General features: G+C 59.3%; 18 protein-coding genes and 1 pseudogene. 14 read left to right on the top strand and 5 right to left on the bottom strand.

The features are described 5' to 3' along the window. Positions 1-2: 2 nt before the first annotated feature. The 4 genes from DQ393_RS12775 to DQ393_RS12760 are packed head-to-tail and all read right to left on the bottom strand — an operon-like array spanning position 3 to position 4,643. Complete coding sequence (locus DQ393_RS12775) at positions 3-1,391, bottom strand: amidohydrolase family protein (RefSeq protein WP_112342153.1); 1,389 nt, start codon at positions 1,389-1,391, stop codon at positions 3-5. Beyond that, positions 1,388-2,971 (bottom strand): FAD-dependent oxidoreductase, encoded by a 1,584-nt coding sequence (locus DQ393_RS12770; RefSeq protein WP_112342152.1) that lies wholly within the window; start codon positions 2,969-2,971, stop codon positions 1,388-1,390. Before DQ393_RS12770 ends, DQ393_RS12775 begins: the two co-directional genes overlap by 4 nt. After that, on the bottom strand, positions 2,968-3,858 hold the full coding sequence (locus tag DQ393_RS12765) for an alpha/beta fold hydrolase (protein ID WP_112342151.1): 891 nt from the start codon (positions 3,856-3,858) through the stop codon (positions 2,968-2,970). The genes DQ393_RS12770 and DQ393_RS12765 overlap by 4 nt, the downstream gene beginning before the upstream one ends. Next, complete coding sequence (locus tag DQ393_RS12760) at positions 3,855-4,643, bottom strand: alpha/beta fold hydrolase (RefSeq protein WP_210209416.1); 789 nt, start codon at positions 4,641-4,643, stop codon at positions 3,855-3,857. Before DQ393_RS12760 ends, DQ393_RS12765 begins: the two co-directional genes overlap by 4 nt. 163 nt (positions 4,644-4,806) lie before the next feature. Here DQ393_RS12760 and DQ393_RS12755 point away from each other — a divergent pair, with 163 nt between their 5' ends. Beyond that, positions 4,807-5,013 (top strand): hypothetical protein, encoded by a 207-nt coding sequence (locus tag DQ393_RS12755; RefSeq protein ID WP_112342149.1) that lies wholly within the window; start codon positions 4,807-4,809, stop codon positions 5,011-5,013. Positions 5,014-5,451: 438 nt separating this feature from the next. On the opposite strand, the gene DQ393_RS12750 is transcribed toward DQ393_RS12755, so the two are convergent. Beyond that, positions 5,452-6,099 carry a FadR/GntR family transcriptional regulator gene (locus tag DQ393_RS12750; protein WP_245430336.1) on the bottom strand — a complete coding sequence of 216 codons (648 nt, stop codon included), beginning with the start codon at positions 6,097-6,099 and terminating at the stop codon, positions 5,452-5,454. Between the two features lie 186 nt (positions 6,100-6,285). On the opposite strand from DQ393_RS12750, the gene DQ393_RS12745 reads away from it, so the two are divergent. From DQ393_RS12745 to DQ393_RS12685, 13 genes and pseudogenes are all read left to right on the top strand, one after another. Then, positions 6,286-7,449: a zinc-dependent alcohol dehydrogenase gene (locus DQ393_RS12745; RefSeq protein WP_112342147.1), complete on the top strand. Its 1,164-nt coding sequence runs from the start codon at positions 6,286-6,288 to the stop codon at positions 7,447-7,449. Between the two features lie 25 nt (positions 7,450-7,474). Beyond that, complete coding sequence (locus DQ393_RS12740; RefSeq protein ID WP_112342146.1) at positions 7,475-7,957, top strand: hypothetical protein; 483 nt, start codon at positions 7,475-7,477, stop codon at positions 7,955-7,957. Next, entirely contained in the window at positions 7,954-8,838 is an 885-nt protein-coding gene (locus DQ393_RS12735; RefSeq protein WP_245430335.1) for a dihydrodipicolinate synthase family protein, read from the top strand. The genes DQ393_RS12740 and DQ393_RS12735 overlap by 4 nt, the downstream gene beginning before the upstream one ends. Before the next feature lie 165 nt (positions 8,839-9,003). Next, the gene (locus DQ393_RS12730) at positions 9,004-10,257 is read left to right on the top strand and encodes an MFS transporter (RefSeq protein ID WP_112342145.1); all 1,254 of its coding nucleotides are present in this window, start codon (positions 9,004-9,006) and stop codon (positions 10,255-10,257) included. After that, positions 10,257-10,526, top strand: a complete 270-nt coding sequence (locus DQ393_RS12725; protein WP_112342144.1) for a helix-turn-helix domain-containing protein — start codon at positions 10,257-10,259, stop codon at positions 10,524-10,526. Before DQ393_RS12730 ends, DQ393_RS12725 begins: the two co-directional genes overlap by 1 nt. A 350-nt stretch (positions 10,527-10,876) precedes the next feature. Next, the gene (locus DQ393_RS12720; protein ID WP_112342143.1) at positions 10,877-13,708 is read left to right on the top strand and encodes an ATP-binding protein; all 2,832 of its coding nucleotides are present in this window, start codon (positions 10,877-10,879) and stop codon (positions 13,706-13,708) included. A 247-nt stretch (positions 13,709-13,955) separates the two neighbouring features. After that, positions 13,956-14,795 (top strand): extradiol ring-cleavage dioxygenase, encoded by an 840-nt coding sequence (locus DQ393_RS12715; protein ID WP_168598184.1) that lies wholly within the window; start codon positions 13,956-13,958, stop codon positions 14,793-14,795. Next, entirely contained in the window at positions 14,792-15,058 is a 267-nt protein-coding gene (locus DQ393_RS12710; protein ID WP_112342141.1) for a hypothetical protein, read from the top strand. Before DQ393_RS12715 ends, DQ393_RS12710 begins: the two co-directional genes overlap by 4 nt. A 112-nt stretch (positions 15,059-15,170) precedes the next feature. After that, positions 15,171-16,475 carry an MFS transporter gene (locus DQ393_RS12705; protein ID WP_181592336.1) on the top strand — a complete coding sequence of 435 codons (1,305 nt, stop codon included), beginning with the start codon at positions 15,171-15,173 and terminating at the stop codon, positions 16,473-16,475. A 27-nt stretch (positions 16,476-16,502) separates the two neighbouring features. Beyond that, positions 16,503-17,318: an SDR family NAD(P)-dependent oxidoreductase gene (locus DQ393_RS12700; RefSeq protein WP_112342139.1), complete on the top strand. Its 816-nt coding sequence runs from the start codon at positions 16,503-16,505 to the stop codon at positions 17,316-17,318. Between the two features lie 116 nt (positions 17,319-17,434). Continuing rightward, positions 17,435-18,684: pseudogene (locus DQ393_RS12695) on the top strand (malic enzyme-like NAD(P)-binding protein); the annotation flags it as partial. Positions 18,685-19,512: 828 nt separating this feature from the next. Next, entirely contained in the window at positions 19,513-19,977 is a 465-nt protein-coding gene (locus tag DQ393_RS12690) for a helix-turn-helix domain-containing protein (RefSeq protein ID WP_245430334.1), read from the top strand. Between the two features lie 281 nt (positions 19,978-20,258). Next, positions 20,259-22,598 carry a methyl-accepting chemotaxis protein gene (locus DQ393_RS12685; protein WP_112342126.1) on the top strand — a complete coding sequence of 780 codons (2,340 nt, stop codon included), beginning with the start codon at positions 20,259-20,261 and terminating at the stop codon, positions 22,596-22,598. Positions 22,599-22,606 lie beyond the last annotated feature (8 nt).

Raw genomic sequence — 22,606 nt, 5'->3', positions numbered from 1 at the left:
CACTAGATGCGACTATGCTTCTTGAGCATCCTGTGCACAACGCGCAAGATTACCTGTTCGCGTATCCGTCCCAGGATTCCGCTCGCCTCGATCTTGCCAAGCAGGCGTTGTCCGGACTCGGACAGTCTGTCCAGCACCGTCCCGAGATCAACGTCGACCAGCGCGTGATCACGCTTGCGCCATCGGCCCGCTATCATCACCGCTTCGATATTCGCTATGCTCGCCTGCAGCGCGGCAGCGGTCGGGTCGTGCGCAGGCCAAAGATTGAGAGCGCGGGTGTCGATGGCGATCAGATCTGCCAGCATGCCCGGCGCCAGCTGCCCGATGCGATCGGCGAGGCCGAGGGCGCGCGCGCCCTCGATCGTCGACCACGTCAATGCCTGCTTGCTGGTGATTGTTGGGGTGGGAGAAAACAGGCCGGTCGAGCGCCGCTGCTGCTCGTGATCGTATCCGCGCTGCTGAGCGATCGCTATCCGCGCCGCGATCAATACCTCGCCGGACACGGCCGTATCGATGTCGGTGCCAAGCGAGGGAGCTGCGCCAAGGCGCATTAGCCGGCCGGTGACGGGAAAGCCGTGGCCCTGGCCGAGTTCGTTCTCGGGCGTGACCGTGAACGTCGCGCCAGCATCGACGAATGACTTGAGCCATTCATCAGGAATGTCATTGCCATGCACAATGTTGGTTAGAGGCCCGATCAGGCCCGCATCCCGCACCGCTTCCCAGGATGGGCCCGGCCGACCGCCGCTTTGGTGCATGGAGACGAGTAGGTCGCGATCCCGCGCGGTCAGGAAATCGGCGATCGCGATCTTTGCGCTCGACAGTTGCGGTCCCGGAATGGCCATGCCGAGGTCCAGCAGATCGTGACGCGCGATAGGGCCTGCCAGCAGGCGATCGATCTCTGCCGCGGGATGCGCCTGCTCGCGAAGCCTGTGCGACATTCCGTGAAAAAAGACGGCGCGAATGCCGGATTCGGCGAGGCCCTGGAGGGTTGCATCGGCATGCTCTGGGGTTCGCGCATTATGCGACCAGTCACCGAGCGTCGTGGTTCCGCAGTTGATCTGGTTGAGCGCGCACGCCAGAGCGGCGATATGCATGTCTTCGGGCTGGTAATGCGAGGCAAGGCCGCCATGCGTCTTGGCGAGGTACTCGAGCAGGGTCCAGTCGCTGCCGATACACCGCAAGGCGGCCTGCCAACTGTGCAGATGCGCGTTGACCAGGCCGGGCATGAGGATACGCCCGGAGAAATCGATGGTCTCCGCGTCTGTCTCTTTCAGATTCTCGGCCATGGCCGCGATGCGTCCATTCTCCACTAGAATGTCCAGCCGCTCGGCATCGGGCCGGTCCATGGCCATGGTGATGACTGTTCCGCCGTGGAGCAAAATGCGAGTCATGGCGCCCGCCCGGCATAGCCCGTGGGATCGGAGGCGAACGATCGGCTCGAAGGTGTCAGCAAGGCGACTGCCGCTTGCAGCCTGGTTCGCGCCGCTGGGGGAGCGATCTGGCTGACATAGCCGTCGGGTCGGATGAGGAACACGGTATCCTCGGCCACGCCATAAGCCCGGCGGAACGTCCTGGCGGGATCGGTGAAGCTCTCCTGCGCATACCGGGGATGGGAGACCTCGACGAGGATGCGCTGCAACCCCGCGCCCACTACGGGCCAAACAAGGTCTTCGAGCGCAATGGCGGCGTTATCGCCATAGGCGATCGCCGTGAAGTGCGGACCAACAAAGGCTTCGTGCAGACGGGAGGGGCGTCCATCTGGCGTGACCAGTTCGGCATCCGGCGCACGATCGCCCGCCTGGAGGCGCGCGGTCCTCGCCGCGGGATCCTGCGCGAGGGGACCATCGCGATAACTCAGCGCGAGCTGGCGCTCATCCTTGCCGCGCCGCACGCTCGACGGATCGAGTTTGGCGATACCCTCGTATTTCTTGGTCGATAGCGACAGCACCGCCGCCGCGATCGGCCGGCGCTCCTGCTCGTAGCTGTCGAGCAGTCCTTCGTCGGCACCAGCCAGCACTTGGCCGAGCTTCCAGCCGAGATTGTAGGCATCCTGAATCCCGGTATTGAGCCCTTGAGCGCCGGCCGGCGGGTGCACATGGGCAGCATCTCCGGCAAGGAATACGCGGCCGCGGCGATAATGCTCGGCGAGGCGAATGTTGGGCCGGAACACCGATTTCCACTGGATGTCATGCAGCACGACGCGCGGCGTGCCAATCCGCGCCTGAACGCGCCGGTTGATCGCCGCAAGGTCGAGTTCCGGCTTTTCATCGGGTGGCAGCCGGATCATCCACTGGAAAAGTTCGCCATGCGGGAGCGGACAGGCACCGATGAACCGTCCCGCCCGGCCTGGCCAGATATGCCAGCGGTTGCGCGGCAGTCCGCTCGTCACCGCGTCGACGATGATCATCCGGTCGTCTTCGTGCGTCGATCCCTCGAACCCTAAGCCCAGATTCTGGCGCACGGCGCTGCCGCCGCCATCAGCCCCGACGATATAGCGGGCGGCGATCTCGCGCGTTTCGCCGAGGGCCGAGACGCGCGCGGTCGCGCTCCGCGCGTCCTGGGCAAGGCCGGTGAGTTCGCTGCCGAATTCGACACTGTGGCCGAAGGCCGCCAGGCGCGCGTGCAGCGCGGCGTCGGTCCGGAACTGCGGTATCAACCAGGTGCTCGGAAACGGGATGTCTGGCTGGCGCGGCTTTCTGGCGATCATCCGCCATGGGATCGTCAGCGGTCCCAGATGAAACCCGAGCAAGGGATAATTACTACCGCCCGCCATGACCTCGTCAATCGCGCCCAAGTCCTGCAGCACTTCCAGCGTCCGGGGCTGCAGGCCCTTGGCGCGCGAACCCGGAAAGCTCGTGATTGCCTTGTCGATGATGCGGATGTCGAGCCCGCGGCGGGCGAGGTCGATCGCCAGCGTCGTGCCGGTAGGCCCCGCGCCGACGATGAGTACGTCGATGATTTTGGTGCTCATGAAGGCCCCCTGTGGGCGTTGACGAAGGAAGTGAAAAGCTCGGCAACCTCGCTTGGGCGCTCAAACGGCGTCATGTGCCCGCATGCGAGGACATGGCAGCGTTCCGGTCGCAGCAAGGCACGGGCGGCGTCGAGCTTGTCGATCGGCGTGACCTGATCGTCGCGCCCCCAGATCAACAATTTTGGCAAGGCGAGATCGCCGACACGCCGGTAGAGTTCAGCCCGGCCAAACAGGCCGAAATGCAACAGCGTGTCGAAGAGCGCATGAAGCGAACCCTCATAGCGATAGGCATCATTGATCATGGCCGAGAGATCCGCCGCGTGCGTGCGATCGCCGAGATTGTGCGCTTGATGATTGTCGAGCCACTGGCGCCCGAACCGGCGTGCGACGAAGCGCGCGAGTGGTTCGGCGGATTGCAGCAGGCGCAACGCGGCAGGCATGTTGCCGAGCCCGGCGGGGCCCGCCACCGTCAACGTGGCGACCGAAGCTGGGTGTTCGACGAGGTAGCCCATCGCCACCAATGCGCCCATGGATGAGCCGATGATGTGGTGACGGCCGCCAAGGGCGAGGGCGCGAACGAGTTCGGTGATCTGACGCACGAACAAGGCGTCGTCATAGGGTTTGCGCAGCCGCTCGGAATAGCCGCGCGCGTAGCCGCTGTAGGCTAGTGTCCGAAAGCCGGCGGCGTGCAACTCGGGGACGAAGTGGTCCCAATAGAACAGCGGGATGGTGAGGCCGCCGGCCAGGATCACGACGTCCCCGCTCAGTGGCCCGGAGAGTTCGTAGTGGGTGACGCCATCGGGCAATTCGATGAAGTTGCCGCGAAGGCCTGCGCGTGCCGTTGCATCGAGCTGTCGATCCTCGCCCCTTGCCACGAAATATTTCATGGGGTCGTCCTGGTCGGTCGCAAGCTGTCACGAAGCGCGTTCAGGAAATCTGCGATGGCGTTCGCGACCCAGACCGGGTCCTCCTCGGGAAGAAGGTGTCCGGCCACCGGGTGGATTCGCTCCTGCGCCGCCGAAATATCGCGTGCGAAATATTGGCCGTCGATGCCGGCGCTGCGCAGCACCAGAGTAGGCGCCACGATGCGCGGGATCTCCGCGCTGCGATCCGCCTGATTGGTATTGGCGAGATCCACGAAGGCCGAGCGGTTGCCAGGCAGCGACATCAGGCCGTGTACGCGATCGACCATCGCGTCATCGACGATCGTCGATCTTTGGCCGACGATGGATCGTAGATTGGCCCGGGTCGCCTTGCGTGGCAGCCAGTGTCGCAGCAAGGGCCGCAGCAGTGGATTGCGCGCCAGGCGCAATCCGGCGGGCAGGGATTTCTCGGGATAGCCGGTGGCGTTGATCAGGACAAGAGCGTCAAGCCGTTCTGGGTGCCTCAGGGCAAGGTTCCACGCGATGTTGCCGCCCAGCGAATTGCCGGCAACGCTGTACCTTTCGATATTGAGCGCTGCCATGAATGCAGCCATCGTCGCGACATAGGTCTCGATCCGGTAATCGCGATCCGACCGCGGGCCTGTCAGGCCGAACCCGGGAAAGTCGGGTCGGACCACCGTGTACGAGCGCGATAGCAGAGCGGCTACACGCTCGAAACCCTCCATAGATGAACCGCTACCATGGAGCAGCAGAATCGCCGGTCCGGAACCCGCACGTTTGAAATGCACCCGGACTCCGCCGAGCTGGACGAAACATGAGTCTGCCGAGGGTTTGCTCCAATCGATCATATCGGTAACAATGTATCCGAAATTGTGTGATGTCAACCGACGGGGCAGCAGTCGAGTGAGCCGGTGGCCGATTTGTAGGAGTGGACATGTAGGAGTGGACATAATGAAAACTCTCGATTGTCGCCTCCTTAGGATCGCCGTCACCGCGGACGCGAGGCCCGGTCGGACCATGGCGCCCATGATCGGCGTGGAGGTGACGATCGAATTCTGCGGTGCCGGCCCGTGCGGGCGACTGGTGTTCGGCCCCCGCATCGTCGCCGGTCCCGACGTGCTTGATATCCGAAACCGAGATCAGAGTATGCGTCAGTGAAAGCTGAAAGGCCTGCCGATCCTCACCGGACCTGCCGGAGGTTCGAAGCGCTGGGCCGATGCACGAATCTACAATCCGAAGCATGGCCGGACCAATCAAGTAGCCTCACCCAGACCTGGAAGTGCGCGCTGACGCGCGTGCGCGGAGCCCTTTGGCTTCGCGAGGTTCTGCGTAGGACCGCAGCTGAACGAGTTTCGCACAGCGCCGTCGACTAGGCTCGGGACCCATTGGTTGAGCTAGAGCGCGACGCTGGCTGCGATTCAGACAGTTGAGAAGAAGGTGTGGGCGCATCGATCCTGTTCGTCGCCACCAATGCCGCCGGCGCCGGCATTACTGTAACAGTTAACGGCGGCGGTCTCATCGCCTAAGACGCTACCTACCCGCTCAAGCTCTGAGAACGTCACCACTTCATCAACACGTCCCGGCGGCTTCGTAAGTTCATTTCCCCATGAGATCGAGCTCGGTCGCGACAAGGTGATTTCGCATCGCCTCGGCCGCTCCGGCCCGGTCCCTGCTTTCTATCGCGGCAACAATCGCTTCATGCTCGTCAAAGGAATGATAGTCGGCCGGGGGGCCGTAGCTGCGCTTGTCCAGACCGCCCCAAACCACCCTTCGACGTACCTCGTTGACGATATCGAAGATCTCAGCGAGAAGATTGTTGCCCGCCGCCGCGGCGATTGAGGCATGAAACTCGCAGTCCAGCCGCTGATAGTCGGGCCAAGCCGGGGCCTTTCGCATCTCCGCGCATAGAGCCTTCATGCGTGCGATCTGTAGGCCGGTGGCCGTCCGTGCCGCAAGCGCGGCGATCTCGGGCTCAAGAACGCGCCTGACCTGCATAGCTTCCGGCGGGCTGACGCGCTCCGCCATTGCCGAGGCATCCGGGCGACGACGCTCGGCCGGCGCTGACACGAACGTGCCCTTGCCGACACGGCGCCATAGCAGTCCTTCGGCTTCCAGCAAGGCGAGACCCTTGCGCAATTCGGCTCGCGAAAGGCCAAGGGTCACGGCAAGCTCCCGTTCGGGCGGCAGGCGGCCGTCCGGCCGGATTTGGGCTGTTTCGAGCCATTGTCTCAGTTGGTCTGTCACGTCGATGCATCATCCTTTTGCATGCAGTGGGGCATATGACATGGCGCCTGATTGGTCAACCAATATGTAGGGTTGCGCGAATATTGGTTGACACACATCAGTAAGATTATGTATGGTTGACCAAATGCAACCAATAGTCATAAATGTGCCGAATTGGTTGAACCGGACAGCAAGGGAGCGCCTCGGATGCAAGACCTCGAAAAGCCCACCGGCACCGTCAGCGACGACATTCCAGAGGTGATGCGGGCCTGGGTGCTAGGCGGCCCGGGCGAGCTTCGCCAGACCACGAAAGCCGTGCCAGCGCCGGGAAAGGCCGAAGTGCTGGTGCGGGTCGATGCCGTCGCGATCTGCGCAACCGATCTCGAAATTATTCAATACGGCACTCCGGCCAGGATCGGGGGCGGAGAGCCGTTCAACAAGAACTTCACGCCTGGTCATGAATACATGGGAACAGTGGCCGCGCTCGGCCCTGGTGTCGATGAGTTCAAAGTCGGCGAACGCGTCTCCGTGGAGATTCACGCGGGCTGCGGCCAATGCAAACGATGCCGCCAGGGCATGTACACCTCGTGTCTCAATTACGGGAACAACTTCGGCGACGTAAACAAGGGCCATCGAGCGAACGGTTTCACAACGGATGGCGGGTTCGCGGAATACGCGGTGAACAATGTCAATACGCTGGTGCGCGTTCCTGACGGCATGACGGACGCTGAGGCGACGCTGGTGGTCACGGCTGGGACGTCAATGTACGCGCTCACCGAGCTCGGCGGCCTCGTGGCTGGCGAGAGCGTCGTCGTCATCGGGCCCGGACCGATCGGTTTGCTAGGCGCGGCTGTCGCGAAGGCCCTCGGCGCCGAACCTGTGATCCTAGTCGGAACGCGAGACAACCGCTTGGAAAAAGGCCGGCGGCTCGGCGCGAACGTGACCGTCAACGCCAGGCACGAAGATGCAGTTGCGCGGGTGAGAGATCTCACCGCCGATGGTGGGGTAGACTACGTGCTCGATTGCGCCGGCAGTCAGGAGTCTGTCGATATGGCGGTCCGCATGGTCAATCGCGGCGGAAAAATCTGCTTCGCTGCGTTCCCGCATGAACCGATCGCCGTCGATCTCGGCTATCTCGTAAAGAACAACGTCTACGTCTATGGGATACGGGGAGAGGGGCGATCCGCCACGCATCGCGCCATGGCACTGATGGCGGCAAAGCGGTTCGACGCCACGACAATCCATACGCATACTTTCGGCTTTTCTGAACTCCCGGAAGCCTTGCGACATGCGCGCGAGCGCGTCGACGACGCGATCAAGGTGGTCGTTCAAATTCATTCCGAATCCGAAAGTCGGCTAGCGGCCGAGTAAAAACCGCACGAAGAGGAGAACACCTATGGGCACAGCCACGAAACCCCAGTCCGTCGACCCAAACCCGCGCTCGCATTGGCCGCAAGACCTGCAGCGTGAATTTGACGACAATATTTTGAACGCCTGCGTCGGCAGTGTGCTGGTATCAGAAACGGATCGTGTGCGCGTCTGGCATCTGCATATCCCTGCGGGGAAGCGCTGCGCGTTCCACCGACATCAACTCGATTACTTCTGGACCGCGCACGTCGCCGGCCGTGCCCGCGGCTACTACGATGATGGCCGCGTCGTGGATGTGGAGCATTATAAAGGTGAAACCAAGCATTTCACCTTCGGCAAAGATGAACACTTCGTTCATAGCGTCGAAAATATCGGAACAAGCGACCTTCTCTTCACGACCGTAGAGTTCAAAGGCGGGGCGAATCCGCCTCTGCCGGTCCCAGATGACGTTCGGCTCGCACAATCGGCTTCAGTCGGGCCGCTTTCTCGCACCACAGGGGTCATCGCGTGACGTCACATTCAATCAGTTCGCTCAAGGGCATCATCGCCGCTATACCCACGCCGATTACGCAGGATCTGGAGCCGGATAGCGAAGCCTTTCTCGATCTCGCGGGTCATTTGCTGAATGAAGGCTGCGACGGTCTGAACATACTCGGCACAACGGGGGAAGCGACGTCATTCTCGGCTGCACAGCGCGCGCGCCTGATGCAAGCCGTGGCCTCTCGGCTTCCCCGTCATCGCCTCATGGTCGGAACCGGCGCCGCGGCGGTCGATGACGCTGTCGCACTTACACGGCAGGCAGCTGAACTGGGCTTTGCAGGCGCGCTTATCCTGCCGCCGTTTTACTACAAGGGGATCGACCAGGCAGGGATCGTCGCCTTCTTCAGTCGTATAGTCGAAGCAACGCGGGACAATCCGATCAGAATTTATCTCTATAATTTTCCCGCGCTCTCGGGCGTCAAATACGAGGCGGAGTGGATCGCTACTCTTATGGATAAGTACCCTGGTCGAATTGCTGGATTGAAGGATTCGTCGGGCGACCTCGACTACGCTCGAGGTCTCGCCGAACGGTTTCGAAACTTCGATGTGTTCCCGTCGAATGAAGCCACACTGATGGAGGCCCGATCCGGCCTGTGGGCCGGATGCATTTCCGCGACCGCCAATCTGACCTCGAGGCTGTGCGCGCAAGCCCTCAAGGAGGGAGACCAGACGGCGCTTGGCACCGCCGTTTCTATTCGAAAGCTTTTCGACGGGCTGCCGCTCGTGCCCGCTGTCAAGGCGCTGATGGCTCACGCGCGTGGCTTATCCGCATTGGCTGCGGTCATGCCGCCGTTGCACGCGACCAACCCGAGCGATGTCAGAAGCTTGGTTGCGCGATTCGATAGTTTATAAAACGAGGACCGGAATAAAGCTGTATTCGCTCGGGGTTGACGAAGGAGACGTCGCCTTGGCGAAGCTCGGGGAGGTTTAGGTCCGACGTTGCCGGCCAGGAGGTCTGAGCCTGCCGAAAGGCAGCCCGCGTCAGAGACAAGAGCAAACTAATCGAGGGAGGAAGATATGACAGAAGTGCTTGGAAAAGCTGATCTGCCGGCGCGACCGATGCCGTCGTCGCATGGTGAAAGAGCGTATACGGTTGCGATCATCGTCCTGATTCTGGGTCTGTCCTACTCGTTCAACGGGCTCGACCGATCTGCGTTTCCGGCCCTTCTGAGCCCCATAAGCTCGGAGCTGGGTATCACCCCAGCGCAGGGGGGCTTTCTGTCAAACATATTCACCCTCAACATAGCTTTGTTTGGGGCGCTGAGCGGCTGGTTCATCGGGCGCTTCGGCCGAAAGCATGTGTTGGTCGGCGGCCTGCTTGCGTATTCGGCATTCACGTTCGCCATACCGCTCGCGAGCAGCTACACTGAGCTGGCGTTCTACAGAGCGATGACGGGCGCGGGCGAGGCGCTGCACATCACAGCGATCTTTTCCATGATCGGAGCTTACTTCGGCAAGCGTCGCGGAACGTTTTTCGGGATCAACAATGCCTTCTTCGGCCTTGGGACCTTTCTCGCGCCGCTGATTGCGAGCCAAATGTTTCAACTGCTCGGCTCCTGGAGGTCCCCGTTCTACCTTTTCGGAATCGCGGGCATGGTATCGGCCATTTCCGTATATCTTTTCGTTCCGAGCTGGTTTGCCGCGGCGATCGATCAGGAAACCCGGCGGGATGACGAAGCGGGGGACCTGCGCTGCCCGACTACGCTTATCAATCTGAATTCGGCGGTATGTACCGTCGCGTTCTTTCTGACAGGATTTTCATTCCTGGCATATATGGCTTTGTATTCGCTTTATCTTAAATCGGCGCTTGCCTATAGCGTCGCCGACGCCGGGTTAGCTTTCAGCATGTTTGGGATCGGCGCTCTCACTGCGTTTTTTGGAGGGTGGCTCGGCGACAAGTTTAAGAGGTGGGGCCTTATAGCGGGTCTCGCGTTGATGTCCCTTAACAGCTACGTCATGTTCTTTCATGTAATATCGCTGTACGGACAGATGGCGACATCGTTCATATTCGGCGTGCTGCTTAGCGGCTTTCTGTATCCACGGTTTCTAGCGGTTATGCAGAAAAGTGTGCAATCCCACCATATCAGTGCGGCAACGTCGATCATCCTGCCCGTGTTCTATTTTGCGGGATTTCTCTCTGGTCCGGCATTCGGCGCTCTGGTCCCGCTTGTCGGGTGGCAGACGGCCGGCGGCATAACGGTCACGATGACCGCGGCCGGCGCGGCGGTGCTGGTTTGCTTCATTAACCCGAAACGGATGCGCGGCCCTTAATGCGTGAGTGTCTCCAGTGGGGGCGGCCCAAGCTGCGTCTGACGACGTTGGGCTCTACAGCCTGCGGCGCACGAGGGCCAGGACTTCGTCGTGACGAGGCGGCGCAACTGGCCGGAATCAGCGTCGAATGGTATGTAAAGCTTGAGCAAGGGCGGGCGGCATCACCTTCTGCCTCGACGATTTCGGTATTGGGCCAGGCACTTCGCCTCAGCAGGGGTGAGCTCTCTCATCTCCCTGCCCTTGCTGAAACCCGAAGAGATGGCTGTTGATGAAGCCGGGAAGATCGGCCGCCAACGTGTGGCGGCTTCTTCTCCAACGCAGGACAGGCTATCGATCCGATCGCCCGACCGGACTTTGGGGTGCGCCACAACAATGCCTTGCTGAGAGAAAGGGCGGTGATGTTCAGACAGGCAAGTTTGACAGCATCCCCGGCTTCAGGACGTCGAGATGGTTCGCGTTGTTTGCGGTGAGTTCGGCAATCTCGCGGCATCGGATGCCTTTGAGGCGCAGCCGCTCTACCAGGCTTCCGTCGTGATCGTTCGACCAATCTGTCAAATGCGCATTGCGAGGAGACGCGATGGAAGCTATCTAATGACAGCCGGCGAAGGAGCGCCAATTTATGGCACCACAGACCCCCTCAAGCCCGCTGGAAATCAACCGAGACGATGAGGGCATTAGTTTTGGACGCTACCGGATTTTTCCTCGACTGCGAATTCTTGTCCGTGACGGCGTCAAGCTCGAAATCGGGCCTCGGGCAATCGATGTCTTATGGCTCCTGGTAAAAGCGGACGGCAACGTCGTCACGAAGGAACATTTGCTGGACGTCGTCTGGTCGGGCGTCGCTGTAGAAGAAAATAACCTGCAAGCGCAGATGTCGGCGATCCGGCGCGCGTTCGGAGCCGATCGCGACATGATCAGGACTGAACTGGGCCTCGGTTATCGCCTCGTGAAAAAAGAAAGCAGGCAGCCTGTCTCAGACGCGGTCACCGACAGGATTGGGATGCCGCTGCTACCGGCCGCGCTGACACGGCTGCTTGGGAGAGACTCCGAACTCTCCGAGATCCGCAGCCTGTTCGACAAGGGTCGTCTTTTAACAATCGTGGGCACTGGCGGAGTGGGAAAGACCAGATCGGTTTTGGAATTTGCCCAGCGCTTGGCCGAGCAGCAGGTGCATGACGTGCGTTTCGCGGAAATGGCCAAGGTCGCGGAAGGTGACTTGGTTGAGCCGACACTCGCCAATGCATTACAAGTTCCCTCTCTGGACGCGAGGTATATTCGGCAGGCTTTTGGCGGTTCCGCGACGAGACACAGCATCCTTGTCGTTGACAATTGCGAGCATTTGTCCGACCAGATCGCTGCAGCAATCGAGCTGCTGCTGCAAAATTCGCAAACCATCAAAGTTCTGGCGACAAGCCAGGAACCGTTGGGCATTGACGGCGAGCAAGTCTATCGGCTCGGTCCACTCGCGATACCGCCCACCAACGTAAAAGATCTAAGATCGGCATTGCAGTACCCAGCTTTTGAGCTCCTGGTCGAACGTGCCTCCGCGAACGTGCAGAATTTTGAAGTCGATGTGGAAATGGCAAACGCGATTTGTCACCGCTTAGACGGCCTGCCGCTGGCTCTCGAGCTCGCTGCGGCCCGTGTCGCCACGCTTGGTCTTAATGGAGTTCTCGCCGTCTTGAACGACCGCTTCAATCTGTTGACGGCGGGACGCAAGACAGCCCTTGCCAAGCACCGAACGCTCAGAGCAACGGTGGACTGGAGTTATCACTTACTCGATGCCGAAGAGCAACTGATGCTCCGGCGCATCTCGGTATTCTCGTCCGCATTCGACGTTGACGCTGTCCATGCGGTGGCGGCGCCGGAAGCAAAGGATCAATGGTATGCAGTCGACATACTGGGTAGATTGGTAAGCAAATCCTTATTGATACTTGATCTGAGTCGGAACCGGCCACGTTATCGCTTTCTCGAGTCAATCCGGTTCTACGCATTGGAGAAGCTCGCGGATGATGCGGAACTTGCGGCGATCATGAAGCGATATGCGACCTACATCCTGACCGCTGCTCGCCGTGCGAACGAGGATTGGAAGACGCTTTCGACAGATGAATGGCATTTGACGCATGCTGGCGCCATCGACGATATCCGCGGCGCACTGGACTGGTCGTTTTCCAACAGCGAGGTGCAAGCTGGCACCAGCATTTTGGCATGTGCAACACCCTACTGGGTTCAGCTATCGCTTCATGACGAATGTCGCCGACGTATTTCGGAGGCTTTGGAACGGTTCGGCGAAAAGTTGTCTCCGGGGGAGGAAATGGCGCTGCAGGCCGCATTGGGAACTGCCCTGAGTTGGGCCGTTGGCCCAGTCCCTGAGACGGAGAAAGCTTGGGAAAAGGCGCTTCGGCTTGCCCAGTCGCATGAAGCGGCCGAGATCGAACTGCAAGCGCAGTATGGACTTTGGCTATTCAACCTGAGAGCCGGTCGGTTTAAAGCATCGCTCGAACATTCACAGGAGATGCTGCGGCGCGCAACCGAAGTCGATGATTTCGAGGCCGCGGCCGTTGCACAGCGCATTGCGGGAGTGTCACACCACTTTTCGGGTAGCCATGATCGCGCGCGTGATTTCCTGGAGCGCAGCCTTCGATGGTTTCAGGTCAACCGACCGCCACAGGCGTTCAGGTTTGGGCTGGACCAAAGCGTTGCGGCAAAATCGTTCCTTGCGCGGACGTTATGGGTTTTGGGAGATGTCGATGACGCCAAACGTCTCGCGCAAGCAGCTGTTTCAGAGGCGACACAGTTAGATCATGCGAATACATTGTGCTGCGCGTTGGCCGAGGGCGAATGTACCGTCGAAGCGTTTGAGGGTGATACCGGCGCCGTTTGCCGCGCGACATCGATATTGAAGCAGGTCGCCCGTCAGCACGGACTGGGATTTTGGGACACTTACGCCAGCCTTTTCGACCTTTGGGCGGCTATAGAGAGCGGCCGGTTGGTCGCCGCCAGCGACATCGCTGCTGTCGTGGACGCAGTCACGAGCGCCGGGTTTCATCCGAAATACTCGAACCTCTTCAGCGAAATTCTCCTCGCGGCCCGCAGAAAAGGGTGGGATCACTATGCGCTCCATCCGATATCGGAGGCTCTTATGGGAGGGTGTGACGCGGAGCCAAGTTGGGCAGATGTCGAGTTCCATCGGGTAGCATTGCAACTGGATCCGCCGCTTTCTGCGGTCGGTTTTGATCTTTGGAATGTGCTTGCAGATGCCCGCGCGCAAAATGCGTTGTCGTGGGCCCTCAAGATTGCCGTCGACCTTGTGTCGCGCGAAACCTCTGCCGAGACTTCCCGGAATGCCCGACGAGCGCTGATTGAACTGCTCCAGAGCTTTTCTGCTTCCTCGAGGGGCAGGCACGTTGATGCCGCTCGTTTGCTCGCCCAAGCAAGCACGTTGGGATGATCTTTGACCATAGCTCCGAGCCTGTAACGGCGCGAGCCCTTAGTCCCGAACTATAACGACCTGGATGGCGCGCTGCAGTTCTCGCGAAGTCGCCACTTCCTGGCCGCGCGGCGAGCAATCGATATTTGGAATTTTCAGACACCTGAAAATCGTCATCATAGTCGCTGATTGAGGCCCACGATAACGTCCCTCCATCAGCGAACGGCGTTCAGTTGCCGCTCGAGCACAAGACAGGAGGAGGAAGGCAGTGGCTGAACTTGTCGCCGTGTATGCCGTGCCACACACGCCAAGCTTCGTCGTTGATGCGCAAATCAACGGAGAACAATCGGAGGCAGCGCGATACTTTGCCGAAATCCGGCGGCATTTCGAAGCCGCGAACCCGGACGTGGTCGTGACCGTCAACAACGACCACTTCAACACGTTCTTCTTTGACAATTGGCCAACATTCGCCATCGGCACCGCTGAAGAGACGGCAGGACCGAACGACCAGACACCGGGAATGCCGTGGTACAAGGTCAAGGTGGAGACGGCAGCAGCAAAACATCTCTTCTCGTCATTGATCGGAGCCGGTTTCGATTTTGCATCTACGGTCGATTTCGAGATCGATCATGGCGCGCTTGTCCCTTTGCATTTTATGACACCCGATATGCTCCTGCCGATCGTCCCGATCTTCATAAACTGCGTCGTGCCGCCATTGCCCGCTGCCTCACGATGTTTCGCTTTGGGCCGTGCACTGGCATTGGCAATCCGAACGTGGGACAGCGGCGCACGTGTCGCAGTCGTAGCAAGCGGCTCCCTCAGCCTGGAAATTGGCGGGCCGAGGGCGGAGGTCGGCAAAACCTTCGGTGTCCCCGACCCTTCATGGGCGGCCTGGATCCTGCAAGAAATTAAAAATGCGCGCTTCGACGATGTTGTTTCCCAGGCAACGGAATCGCGGATGCTGAAAGCCGGCAATGTCGCGGGCGAACTTCTCAATTGGATCGTGGCGCTGGCCCTTGTCGGACCGGAGGCTCCAGCAATCCTGATTGATCAGCCACATCTCGGCAACGCGTTCGCGGCGTGGGACGTCAGGGGCAGGGCTCAATGAATATCTATCTCATTCACACCCTTTGCCGGCGTATACTCCATGACAAGGACTTCCGCAAACTCGTGCAGAGATCGCCAGAGTCGGCAGTCATGTCGATGCCGTTTTCGGAAGACGAGCGGGCGGCATTACTGTCTGGGGATGTCGGGCGACTGAACCGTGAGGGCGCGTCCGGCTTTCTGCTGCTTATCCTGTCCCGTTTCGAGGTGTTCGGCCTGACCCTGCCGGTTTTTAACCGTCGAATGCGAACGGGATCGCCGGAATAGCAGTCCGGCTCCTGCAGCCGAAACAATGAGGAATAGACGGAACGAAGCAGTCCCCCCGAGGACGTGCTCCGGAGGAATTCCGTTTTCGACAAGCTCATGATGGAGGATGGAAATGAGCGACGGACAAGTTCAAGCCATAGGGACTGTTCTTCAACGCACAGGGACTGTTCAGCGTCGAGCGCTCTTTAGCAGTTTTATCGGCTGGATGTTCGACGGTTTTGAAACTAGCACCCTGATTCTGGTTGGTGGGGTCGCGGCAATGCTGCTGCTGGGCAACTCGACACCGGACGAAATCAGAATGGCGGTGGGAATCGCCATCGGCGCCACCCTCATGGGCTGGGCCATTGGGGGGACGATCGGCAGCATAATGGCGGATCATATCGGACGAAAAAAGATGCTGATGATCTCAATTGCCGGCTATTGCGCGTTGACGGCGCTGACCGCATTCAGTCCGTCATGGACTGTCCTAATCGTCCTGCGCTTTCTCACGGGAATGTTTCTCGGCTCCGAATGGAGTACAGGAACTGCCCTGGTGGCGGAAACATGGCCCGACAAATCCCGGGCAAAGGCGCTTGGGGTAATGCAATCCGGGTATGGGTTCGGTTTCCTTCTTGCTGCTGGACTGTGGCTGTGGCTGCAGCCACTTTGGGGACCAGACGCCTGGCGGGTTATGTTCGTCATCGGTGTGCTGCCCGCGTTAGTCCTGATGTACATTCGCAGAGAGGTACCGGAGTCAAAACTTTGGCTGGAAGCGATCAAGCAATCGGGGTCGAACGACCGTACAGCGGCGAAGGGCAAATCCGGTCTGGTAAATCTATTCAGTGATCGGGAAGCCATTGGCAATGCCTTTGCCACCCTGGTGATGGCAACGGTTACCGTGTCGGTATTTTATGGGATCTCTGCTCTCATTGGGCCCTACATCGGGTCGATAGCCGCTAAGCAAGGGCTAACGACAAGCACATGGGCGTCGATCAGCGCTCTCATATACAATGGTGGTTCGATCGTCGGCTACATGAGTGGCGGGTTTATTGCTGAACGCATAGGCCGCAAACCTTATATGCTTCTCATGTTCATGGGTGCGATCTGCTCCGGTGTGATGCAAGCATGCACGCCCGAGACACTCACATGGTCGCTGCTCTCTGTATTCATTCTTGGCATCTTTACGCTGGGGACATTTTCCTGGATGCCGATCTACCTACCGGAACTCTTCAAAACGCGAGTTCGCTCGACGGCTTCGGGCGTGGTCTTCAATCTTGCCCGGATTGTTTCGTTTCCGCTTCCGATCCTGACGGCTTTCCTGTTCTCGACGGTGGGGGGCTATCACATGACGGTTCTGTCGATGACCCTTCTCTACTTCGTCGCCATCCTCGCGCTGTGGTTCCTGCCCGAAACGCGCGGCAAGCCCCTTCCCAACTAACAAACAACTTCAGATAAGGAGATAGAAATGAACCTCGAAATCCAAGGTAAGGTCGCGGTTGTCACTGGCGCAAGTGCTGGGATCGGCTTTGCGGTGGCTGAAGAATTGCTGGCCAACGGAGCACGTGTGCTCATCGTGGCCAGAGACGAGGGACGTCTCAATCAGGCGGCAACCAGGTTGATCTCGGGTGCGCCTGGCCATGAGAAAAATGTGATTGCTCTGGCTGTGGACGTTTCCAGGCCGGAAGCGGCCCAGCTCATCATCGATCAGGCTGTTGGTGCATTCGGCGAACTCGACATCCTGGTCAACAACGCAGGCCGCGCCCATGCCGGCGGTCTTTTGACCTCTACCGAGCAGGATTGGGAGGAAATGACGGGTGTGAAGCTGACCTCGATGCGGCGACTCTGCAGGGCTGCCATCCCGCATATGCAGAAAACAAAATGGGGTCGTATCGTGAACATGTCCTCGATCGGTGGTATCTACCCGAACCCCAAACTGTTGGTCTCCCACGTTCTCAGCGCGGCAATCAACAACCTGACGAAGTCGCTTGCCCTTGAGGTGGCGAAGGATGGCATCCTGGTGAATGCGATCGGAATCGGAGCTGTCGCAACGGACAATTGGGCAAACAACATGGTGCCAGCAGTTCGGCGCGCTCGCGCGGAGTTCAAGGATCTGTCGGATGATGAAGTCGTCGCCCGCATCTCCGCCGAATGCACTCCGGTCGGCCGCGCCGGCTCGGCACGAGAAATCGCCGCCATCGCCGCTTTTCTGGCCTCAAACCGCAATGGTTTCGTGACGGGTGATACGATCGAAGCGTCCGGCGGCGCCGACCGCTTCATGTAATCGCACCGGATCGTCGGCTTTGTTCGGGCTCGAACGATCCATTCCATCGGATAACCCCACACTCGCTGTGCCCGGCCAACAGAGGCGAAGCACAGCGAGGTCTTTCGCAAACGAATATCAAATTGGAGTTCGCGACGACCAAAATCAATGTCACCGCTGAGGAGGCGCTTGCCTATCACAACGAGCCCAGACCCGGAAAATATCAGATCACCGCGTCAAAGCCACTGGACACACCGCGCGATCTGTCACTCGCCTATAGCCCCGGCGTGGCCCACCCGGTGTATGCCATCGCAAAGCGCCCTGAGGCCGTCTACGAGTACACAGTGAAGGGAAACATGGTCGCGGTGATCTCGAATGGCACTGCAATTCTCAGGCTCGGCAATCTTGGCGCGCTCGCATCCAAACCGGTTATGGAGGGCAAGGCCGCACTGTTCAAGCTTTTTGCCGATATCGATGCGGTCGACATCGAGTTGGATTCGGAGGAGGTCGACGAGTTTGTCCAAGCCGTCCGATTGATGCAGCCGACCTTCGGCGGAATCAATCTTGAGGATATCAGGCTCCTGAGTGCTTCCTTATCGAGGAACAGTTGAAGCGGCTGATGGATATCCCTGTCTTTCACGACGACCAGCATGGCACCGCCGTCATCTGCGCAGCCGGGTTGATCAACGCGCTGCATCTCGTTGGCAAACCTCTCGCTAGTGCCAAGATCGTAATGAATGGTGCCGGTGCCGCGGGAATAGCTTGCCTGAAGCTACTGCGGGCCATGGGTGCCCGCCCCGAAAACACTACCCTGTGCGATTCAAAGGGAACAGTTTGGCTGGGCCGCGAAAACGGGATGAACCGCTGGAAATCCGAACTTGCAGTCGAGACCACTGCAAGGTCATTGGCGGACGCGATGGTCGGTGCCGACGTGTTCATCGGGGTATCGGTCAAAGGCGCCGTAACAAAACAAATGGTTCGCAGCATGGCGGACGATCCCATCATCTTCGCCATGGCTAATCCTGACCCCGAAATAAGTCCGGAGGAAGCTCTTGAGGTCCGCAGCGATGTGATCATTGCAACCGGCCGATCCGACTATCCGAACCAAGTCAATAACGTTCTCTGCTTTCCGTATATCTTCCGGGGAGCGCTCGATGCAAAAGCAAAGCAAATCAACGACGAGATGAAGATTGCCTGTGCGACGGCTCTCGCTCATCTCGCCAGGACTGACGTACCAGACTGCGTCAAGCGAATCCACGGCAGGGATGACCTCGCTTTTGGCCGAGACTACATTATCCCATCCCCATTCGATCCGCGTTTGCTTAGCGAAGTGGCCTCGGCCGTCATGCAGGCCGCTATCGAAACTGGCGCTTCAGAGGCAAAGATCAGCCCGGCTCGATACCGCGCCGGGTTGCAGCGAGGCGCAGTCTAGGACAAGCATCTGGTCGTCCCGAGCGCTCGAACTGTTAGACGGCAGCGGCGCTGTACCTGGTCCGAACCGCCCAAACTGACCATCTGGCGATGAGGTGATCATGATGTCAGCCGGACGATACCAGCTGTCGTTTTGGACTTAATTGTAAGAAAGCGGCAGTTTAGTTCGGGCGTGGCATTTAATTGTAAGCACTGTGGCTTCGGCATTCTCACAATTAGATGGAGCGTCACAGGAGAACCGAGTTGTTCGACCAGGCGCTACACGCAATCCGCCGCTCCTTGCGAGGGAGCGCGCTTGCTTTCCTTTCAGTGGCGCGGAGGGTTTGACGGAAGAATTGCGTTTTGTCCCACTCTTGCGGCCCTCCACGTCTTTTTGGGAGGCGTGGCCGGGCGGGGAAGATCAGCAAAGCCTTTCGCTCCAACTACCGCTAAGCGTCGGCATGCGCTGCGTGATCCTCATCCATGAGGCGGCGTAACTCGCTGAAACGACGGGGGACCCCTGTAAGGGATGCCATCGCCGACACGGGCCATTTGTCGTCGGCCAACGATAGAGTGCCCGAGATTTCCCCGCAGGAGTGCGTATGAAGAAGATGAGCCGGATCCGGTCGCCTTAAACGCAGCCGACGAGGCCAAGCTGGAGCATCGTTTCACGCGTCGCACATCGCGGGCGTTTATATCCGCGAAACGATACCCACCAAAGCTGATGCTGACCAGTGCAATTGTGCTTGACTGTCCTTGATAAAGGCCACAATGTATCCATTATTTAAGCTTGGAAAGCTTAAACGTGGGTGCCTGTTTTCTGGCAGCAAAACGACATGAAAACATTGATCTGGATTCCCTGGGGATGCCATCCAGTAACCATCTACTTCGCATCGATACAGCCCGCATGAAACAGCTTCCGCCGCCAAAGGGCGGGCTTCCCGCCAAAAGCGCTCGACGGGTAAGGGAATATCTTCGCGAGCATTTTACCGAAAAAATACAGATCGCGGAACTAGCAGCGGTCGCCGGCGTTTCGGCGAGCCATTTCATCCTCAGCTTCGCGAGGACGTTCGGCATGCCTCCGCATCGCTACCTGATAAATCTTCGTCTGGACATGGCGGAACAGCTGCTCGTCGAAGGCGGAATCGCCATTGCGGAAATCGCTCTTATGACCGGCTTTTCGGATCAGAGCCACCTATCAACAACGATGAAGAGATATCGAGGAAGAACGCCAATGGAGTTCCAATTTTCGCGATCCGCACGGTTTTGAAAGAACAGCCGCGTGGCTCTAGGCTGACGTATAGTTCTATAGACAACGCTAACAGGGCTGATCGTGACATCCCGTATATTTTTAGGGGCATTAATCCTGTTTCAATAAAGCTTGGCTAGCTTTGTTTTTGATTGGACAGGGCATGATGCGCCTGTGGTCGAGCGGCGTCTCGATGGCTCACGGACTGCTTTTCTTTTAGAAGTTTCACCACAAGAGCTCCAGAAATACGGGTTTGGCGAAGCGGGTTAGCGTCATGGCACCCCGAACGTAGGTGAGCAATTATGATTTTTTCTCTGCGCAATATACTTGTTGGAATTTTCCTTTTTCTCAGCATCGCTCTATGTGTGCTGACGGGATCGTCGACGCTTGATGCCTATCGCGATGCAGGCAAGTATGCCGACGTCTCGAAGTTCACCTTGCTCGACCGCGCGCTCTTCCAGACACTCGCCAACTTTCGCAACGAGCGAGGTGACGGCTCGTCGCTCGCCAAACTTGAGCTTGGCTCGCAAGATGCAACGCTCGCCTTGTTGAAAAAGGATAGGGGCATCGTCGACAAATATATGGGTGACGCAAAATCGGTCTTTGCAGATATCGACGACCAGGCGCTCGAAGCCCCGATTGCCGACGTCATGAACGCCTATGATCGGGTAGTTGCATTCCGCTCAAAGCTCGACAGCGAAGTCGCCAGGAAGCTTGCTGATCGCGACCCGACACTGCAAGCCACGACGCTGGACCTCGGTCAGCAGCTCTTGACCGCGTTGGAGGCAGGTTCGACCGCCGTCGAAAGCCGGATCCGCACGAGTGATCCCTCAATGACGGCACTCATTCAGATCCGTGCACTGACATGGTACACGCGCGCAACGGCTGGGGCTGCAAACCTGTTGTTCGTCAACACGCTCGCCTCCGGAGAGGCGATGAAGCCCGAGGACGTCAGCAAGATCCAACAATTCGATTACACTGCGAATTTCACCTGGGAACAGATCGGTACTCTGGTCAATCATCCGTCGACACCACAGGTCGTCAGAGACGCCTATAAAGTCAGCAGCGCGACCTTCTTCAACGGTGATTTTGCAGCAAAACACAGTGCATTGCTTGCGAAGTTCGCAGCTGGTGAGAAGAAGGCCATGCCCCTTGACGACTGGCGCCCGCTTGGCAACGCCGCCCTTCTGACCATCACGAACACCGCCGCGGCAGCCGCAGACGGCATGGTCGCGAACGCATCCGCCAGCCAGAATGATGCGTTCGTCAGCTTGATCGCCTACGGGCTCACTTTCCTTGTTTCCGTGGTTCTGAGCATTACGGGCATCTGCGTCATCATCTTTCGCGTCACCAGGCCCGTGGGCGCGCTAACCCATTCCATGACCGCACTCGCCGAAGGCAACCTCTCGGTCTTGATCGGTGGCGTCGAACGGCGTGATGAGATCGGCGCCATGGCGCGTTCTGTCCAGATTTTCCAGCAGGCAGCTCTGCGCAACAAGGCGCTCGAAGCCGAAGCCGCCGAGGCACGCATTTCATCGGAGAACGAACGCCTCGAAGTCCAGCGCCGCGCCGAAGCAGAGGCCGAAGAGCGGCTGCTGCAGGCTACGGGCTCGCTTGCGACAGGACTTCGTCATTTGGCATCCGGCGACCTGCGGTGCGAGATCGAAACGCCGCTGGCTGCGCAGTTCGAAGCTCTGCGTCACGATTTCAATTCGTCGGTCAGCCAGTTGCGCGCTGCGATGTCTCAGGTCGGCCACGCCGCGTCACTCGTAAACAGCGGCAGTTACGAGATTTCGCAGGCTTCCGATAATCTTTCCAAGCGCACGGAGCAGCAGGCCGCCTCGCTGGAAGAGACGGCAGCGGCGCTCGAAGAGGTTACGGCCAATGTTCAGTCGACCTCCAAGCGGGCTGGCGATGCCCGTGATTTGGTACGCGGCGCCCGGTCGCGGGCCGAAAACTCCAGCCAGGTCGTCAACAATGCCGTCAATGCCATGGGCAGGATCGAGCATTCGTCCAAGCAGATCAGCCAGATCATCAGCGTGATCGACGAGATCGCCTTCCAGACCAACCTGCTTGCGCTCAACGCAGGCGTCGAGGCAGCACGTGCGGGTGAAGCAGGCAAGGGCTTCGCCGTCGTCGCCCAGGAAGTCCGCGAGTTGGCCCAGCGTTCGGCCAATGCCGCCAAGGAGATCAAGGTTCTGATTGGCAATTCCGAAGTCGCCGTCGGCGAAGGCGTGAAACTCGTCAACGACACCGGCGAGGGTCTCGCAGCTATTGCCGACCTGGTCCTGCAGATCAATCAGCACATGGATGCGATTGCAACGGCCGCTCAGGAGCAGTCCATGGGGCTTTCGGAGATCAACAGCGCTGTCAATCACATGGATCAGGCGACACAGCAGAATGCCGCCATGGTTGAAGAGATGAATGCGGCCGGCGCAGGTTTGGCCGAGGAAAGCAAGCGTCTCGGAGAGCTCCTGAGCGCGTTCCGCACAGGCGAAACCGAGCGCATTGAGCCACAGGCGAAGTCCGTGGCCCGGCTTGCCTCGGCCCCGACAGCCGGTCGGCCTGCTGCTCGCCCCGCTCCCGTCACGCAGGGCAATGCTGCGCTTAAACGTCTCCAGCAGGAGTGGTCGGAGTTCTGATTAAGCCT

It is taken from the genome of Martinezella tropici (assembly GCF_003287875.1).
Classification (GTDB): Bacteria; Pseudomonadota; Alphaproteobacteria; order Rhizobiales; family Rhizobiaceae; genus Rhizobium; species Rhizobium tropici_C.
Note: the sequence above shows the minus strand (reverse complement) of the source record. Positions and strands in the feature narration are given on the sequence as shown.

Bases quoted from the DNA above. Each gene is read 5' to 3' on its own strand.
- DQ393_RS12775 (WP_112342153.1), bottom strand. From the start codon at position 1,391: ATGACTCGCATTTTGCTCCACGGCGGAACAGTCATCACCATGGCCATG.
- DQ393_RS12770 (WP_112342152.1), bottom strand. From the start codon at position 2,971: ATGAGCACCAAAATCATCGACGTACTCATCGTCGGCGCGGGGCCTACC.
- DQ393_RS12765 (WP_112342151.1), bottom strand. From the start codon at position 3,858: ATGAAATATTTCGTGGCAAGGGGCGAGGATCGACAGCTCGATGCAACG.
- DQ393_RS12755 (WP_112342149.1), top strand. From the start codon at position 4,807: ATGAAAACTCTCGATTGTCGCCTCCTTAGGATCGCCGTCACCGCGGAC.
- DQ393_RS12745 (WP_112342147.1), top strand. From the start codon at position 6,286: ATGCAAGACCTCGAAAAGCCCACCGGCACCGTCAGCGACGACATTCCA.
- DQ393_RS12740 (WP_112342146.1), top strand. From the start codon at position 7,475: ATGGGCACAGCCACGAAACCCCAGTCCGTCGACCCAAACCCGCGCTCG.
- DQ393_RS12730 (WP_112342145.1), top strand. From the start codon at position 9,004: ATGACAGAAGTGCTTGGAAAAGCTGATCTGCCGGCGCGACCGATGCCG.
- DQ393_RS12725 (WP_112342144.1), top strand. From the start codon at position 10,257: ATGCGTGAGTGTCTCCAGTGGGGGCGGCCCAAGCTGCGTCTGACGACG.
- DQ393_RS12720 (WP_112342143.1), top strand. From the start codon at position 10,877: ATGGCACCACAGACCCCCTCAAGCCCGCTGGAAATCAACCGAGACGAT.
- DQ393_RS12710 (WP_112342141.1), top strand. From the start codon at position 14,792: ATGAATATCTATCTCATTCACACCCTTTGCCGGCGTATACTCCATGAC.
- DQ393_RS12705 (WP_181592336.1), top strand. From the start codon at position 15,171: ATGAGCGACGGACAAGTTCAAGCCATAGGGACTGTTCTTCAACGCACA.
- DQ393_RS12700 (WP_112342139.1), top strand. From the start codon at position 16,503: ATGAACCTCGAAATCCAAGGTAAGGTCGCGGTTGTCACTGGCGCAAGT.
- DQ393_RS12685 (WP_112342126.1), top strand. From the start codon at position 20,259: ATGATTTTTTCTCTGCGCAATATACTTGTTGGAATTTTCCTTTTTCTC.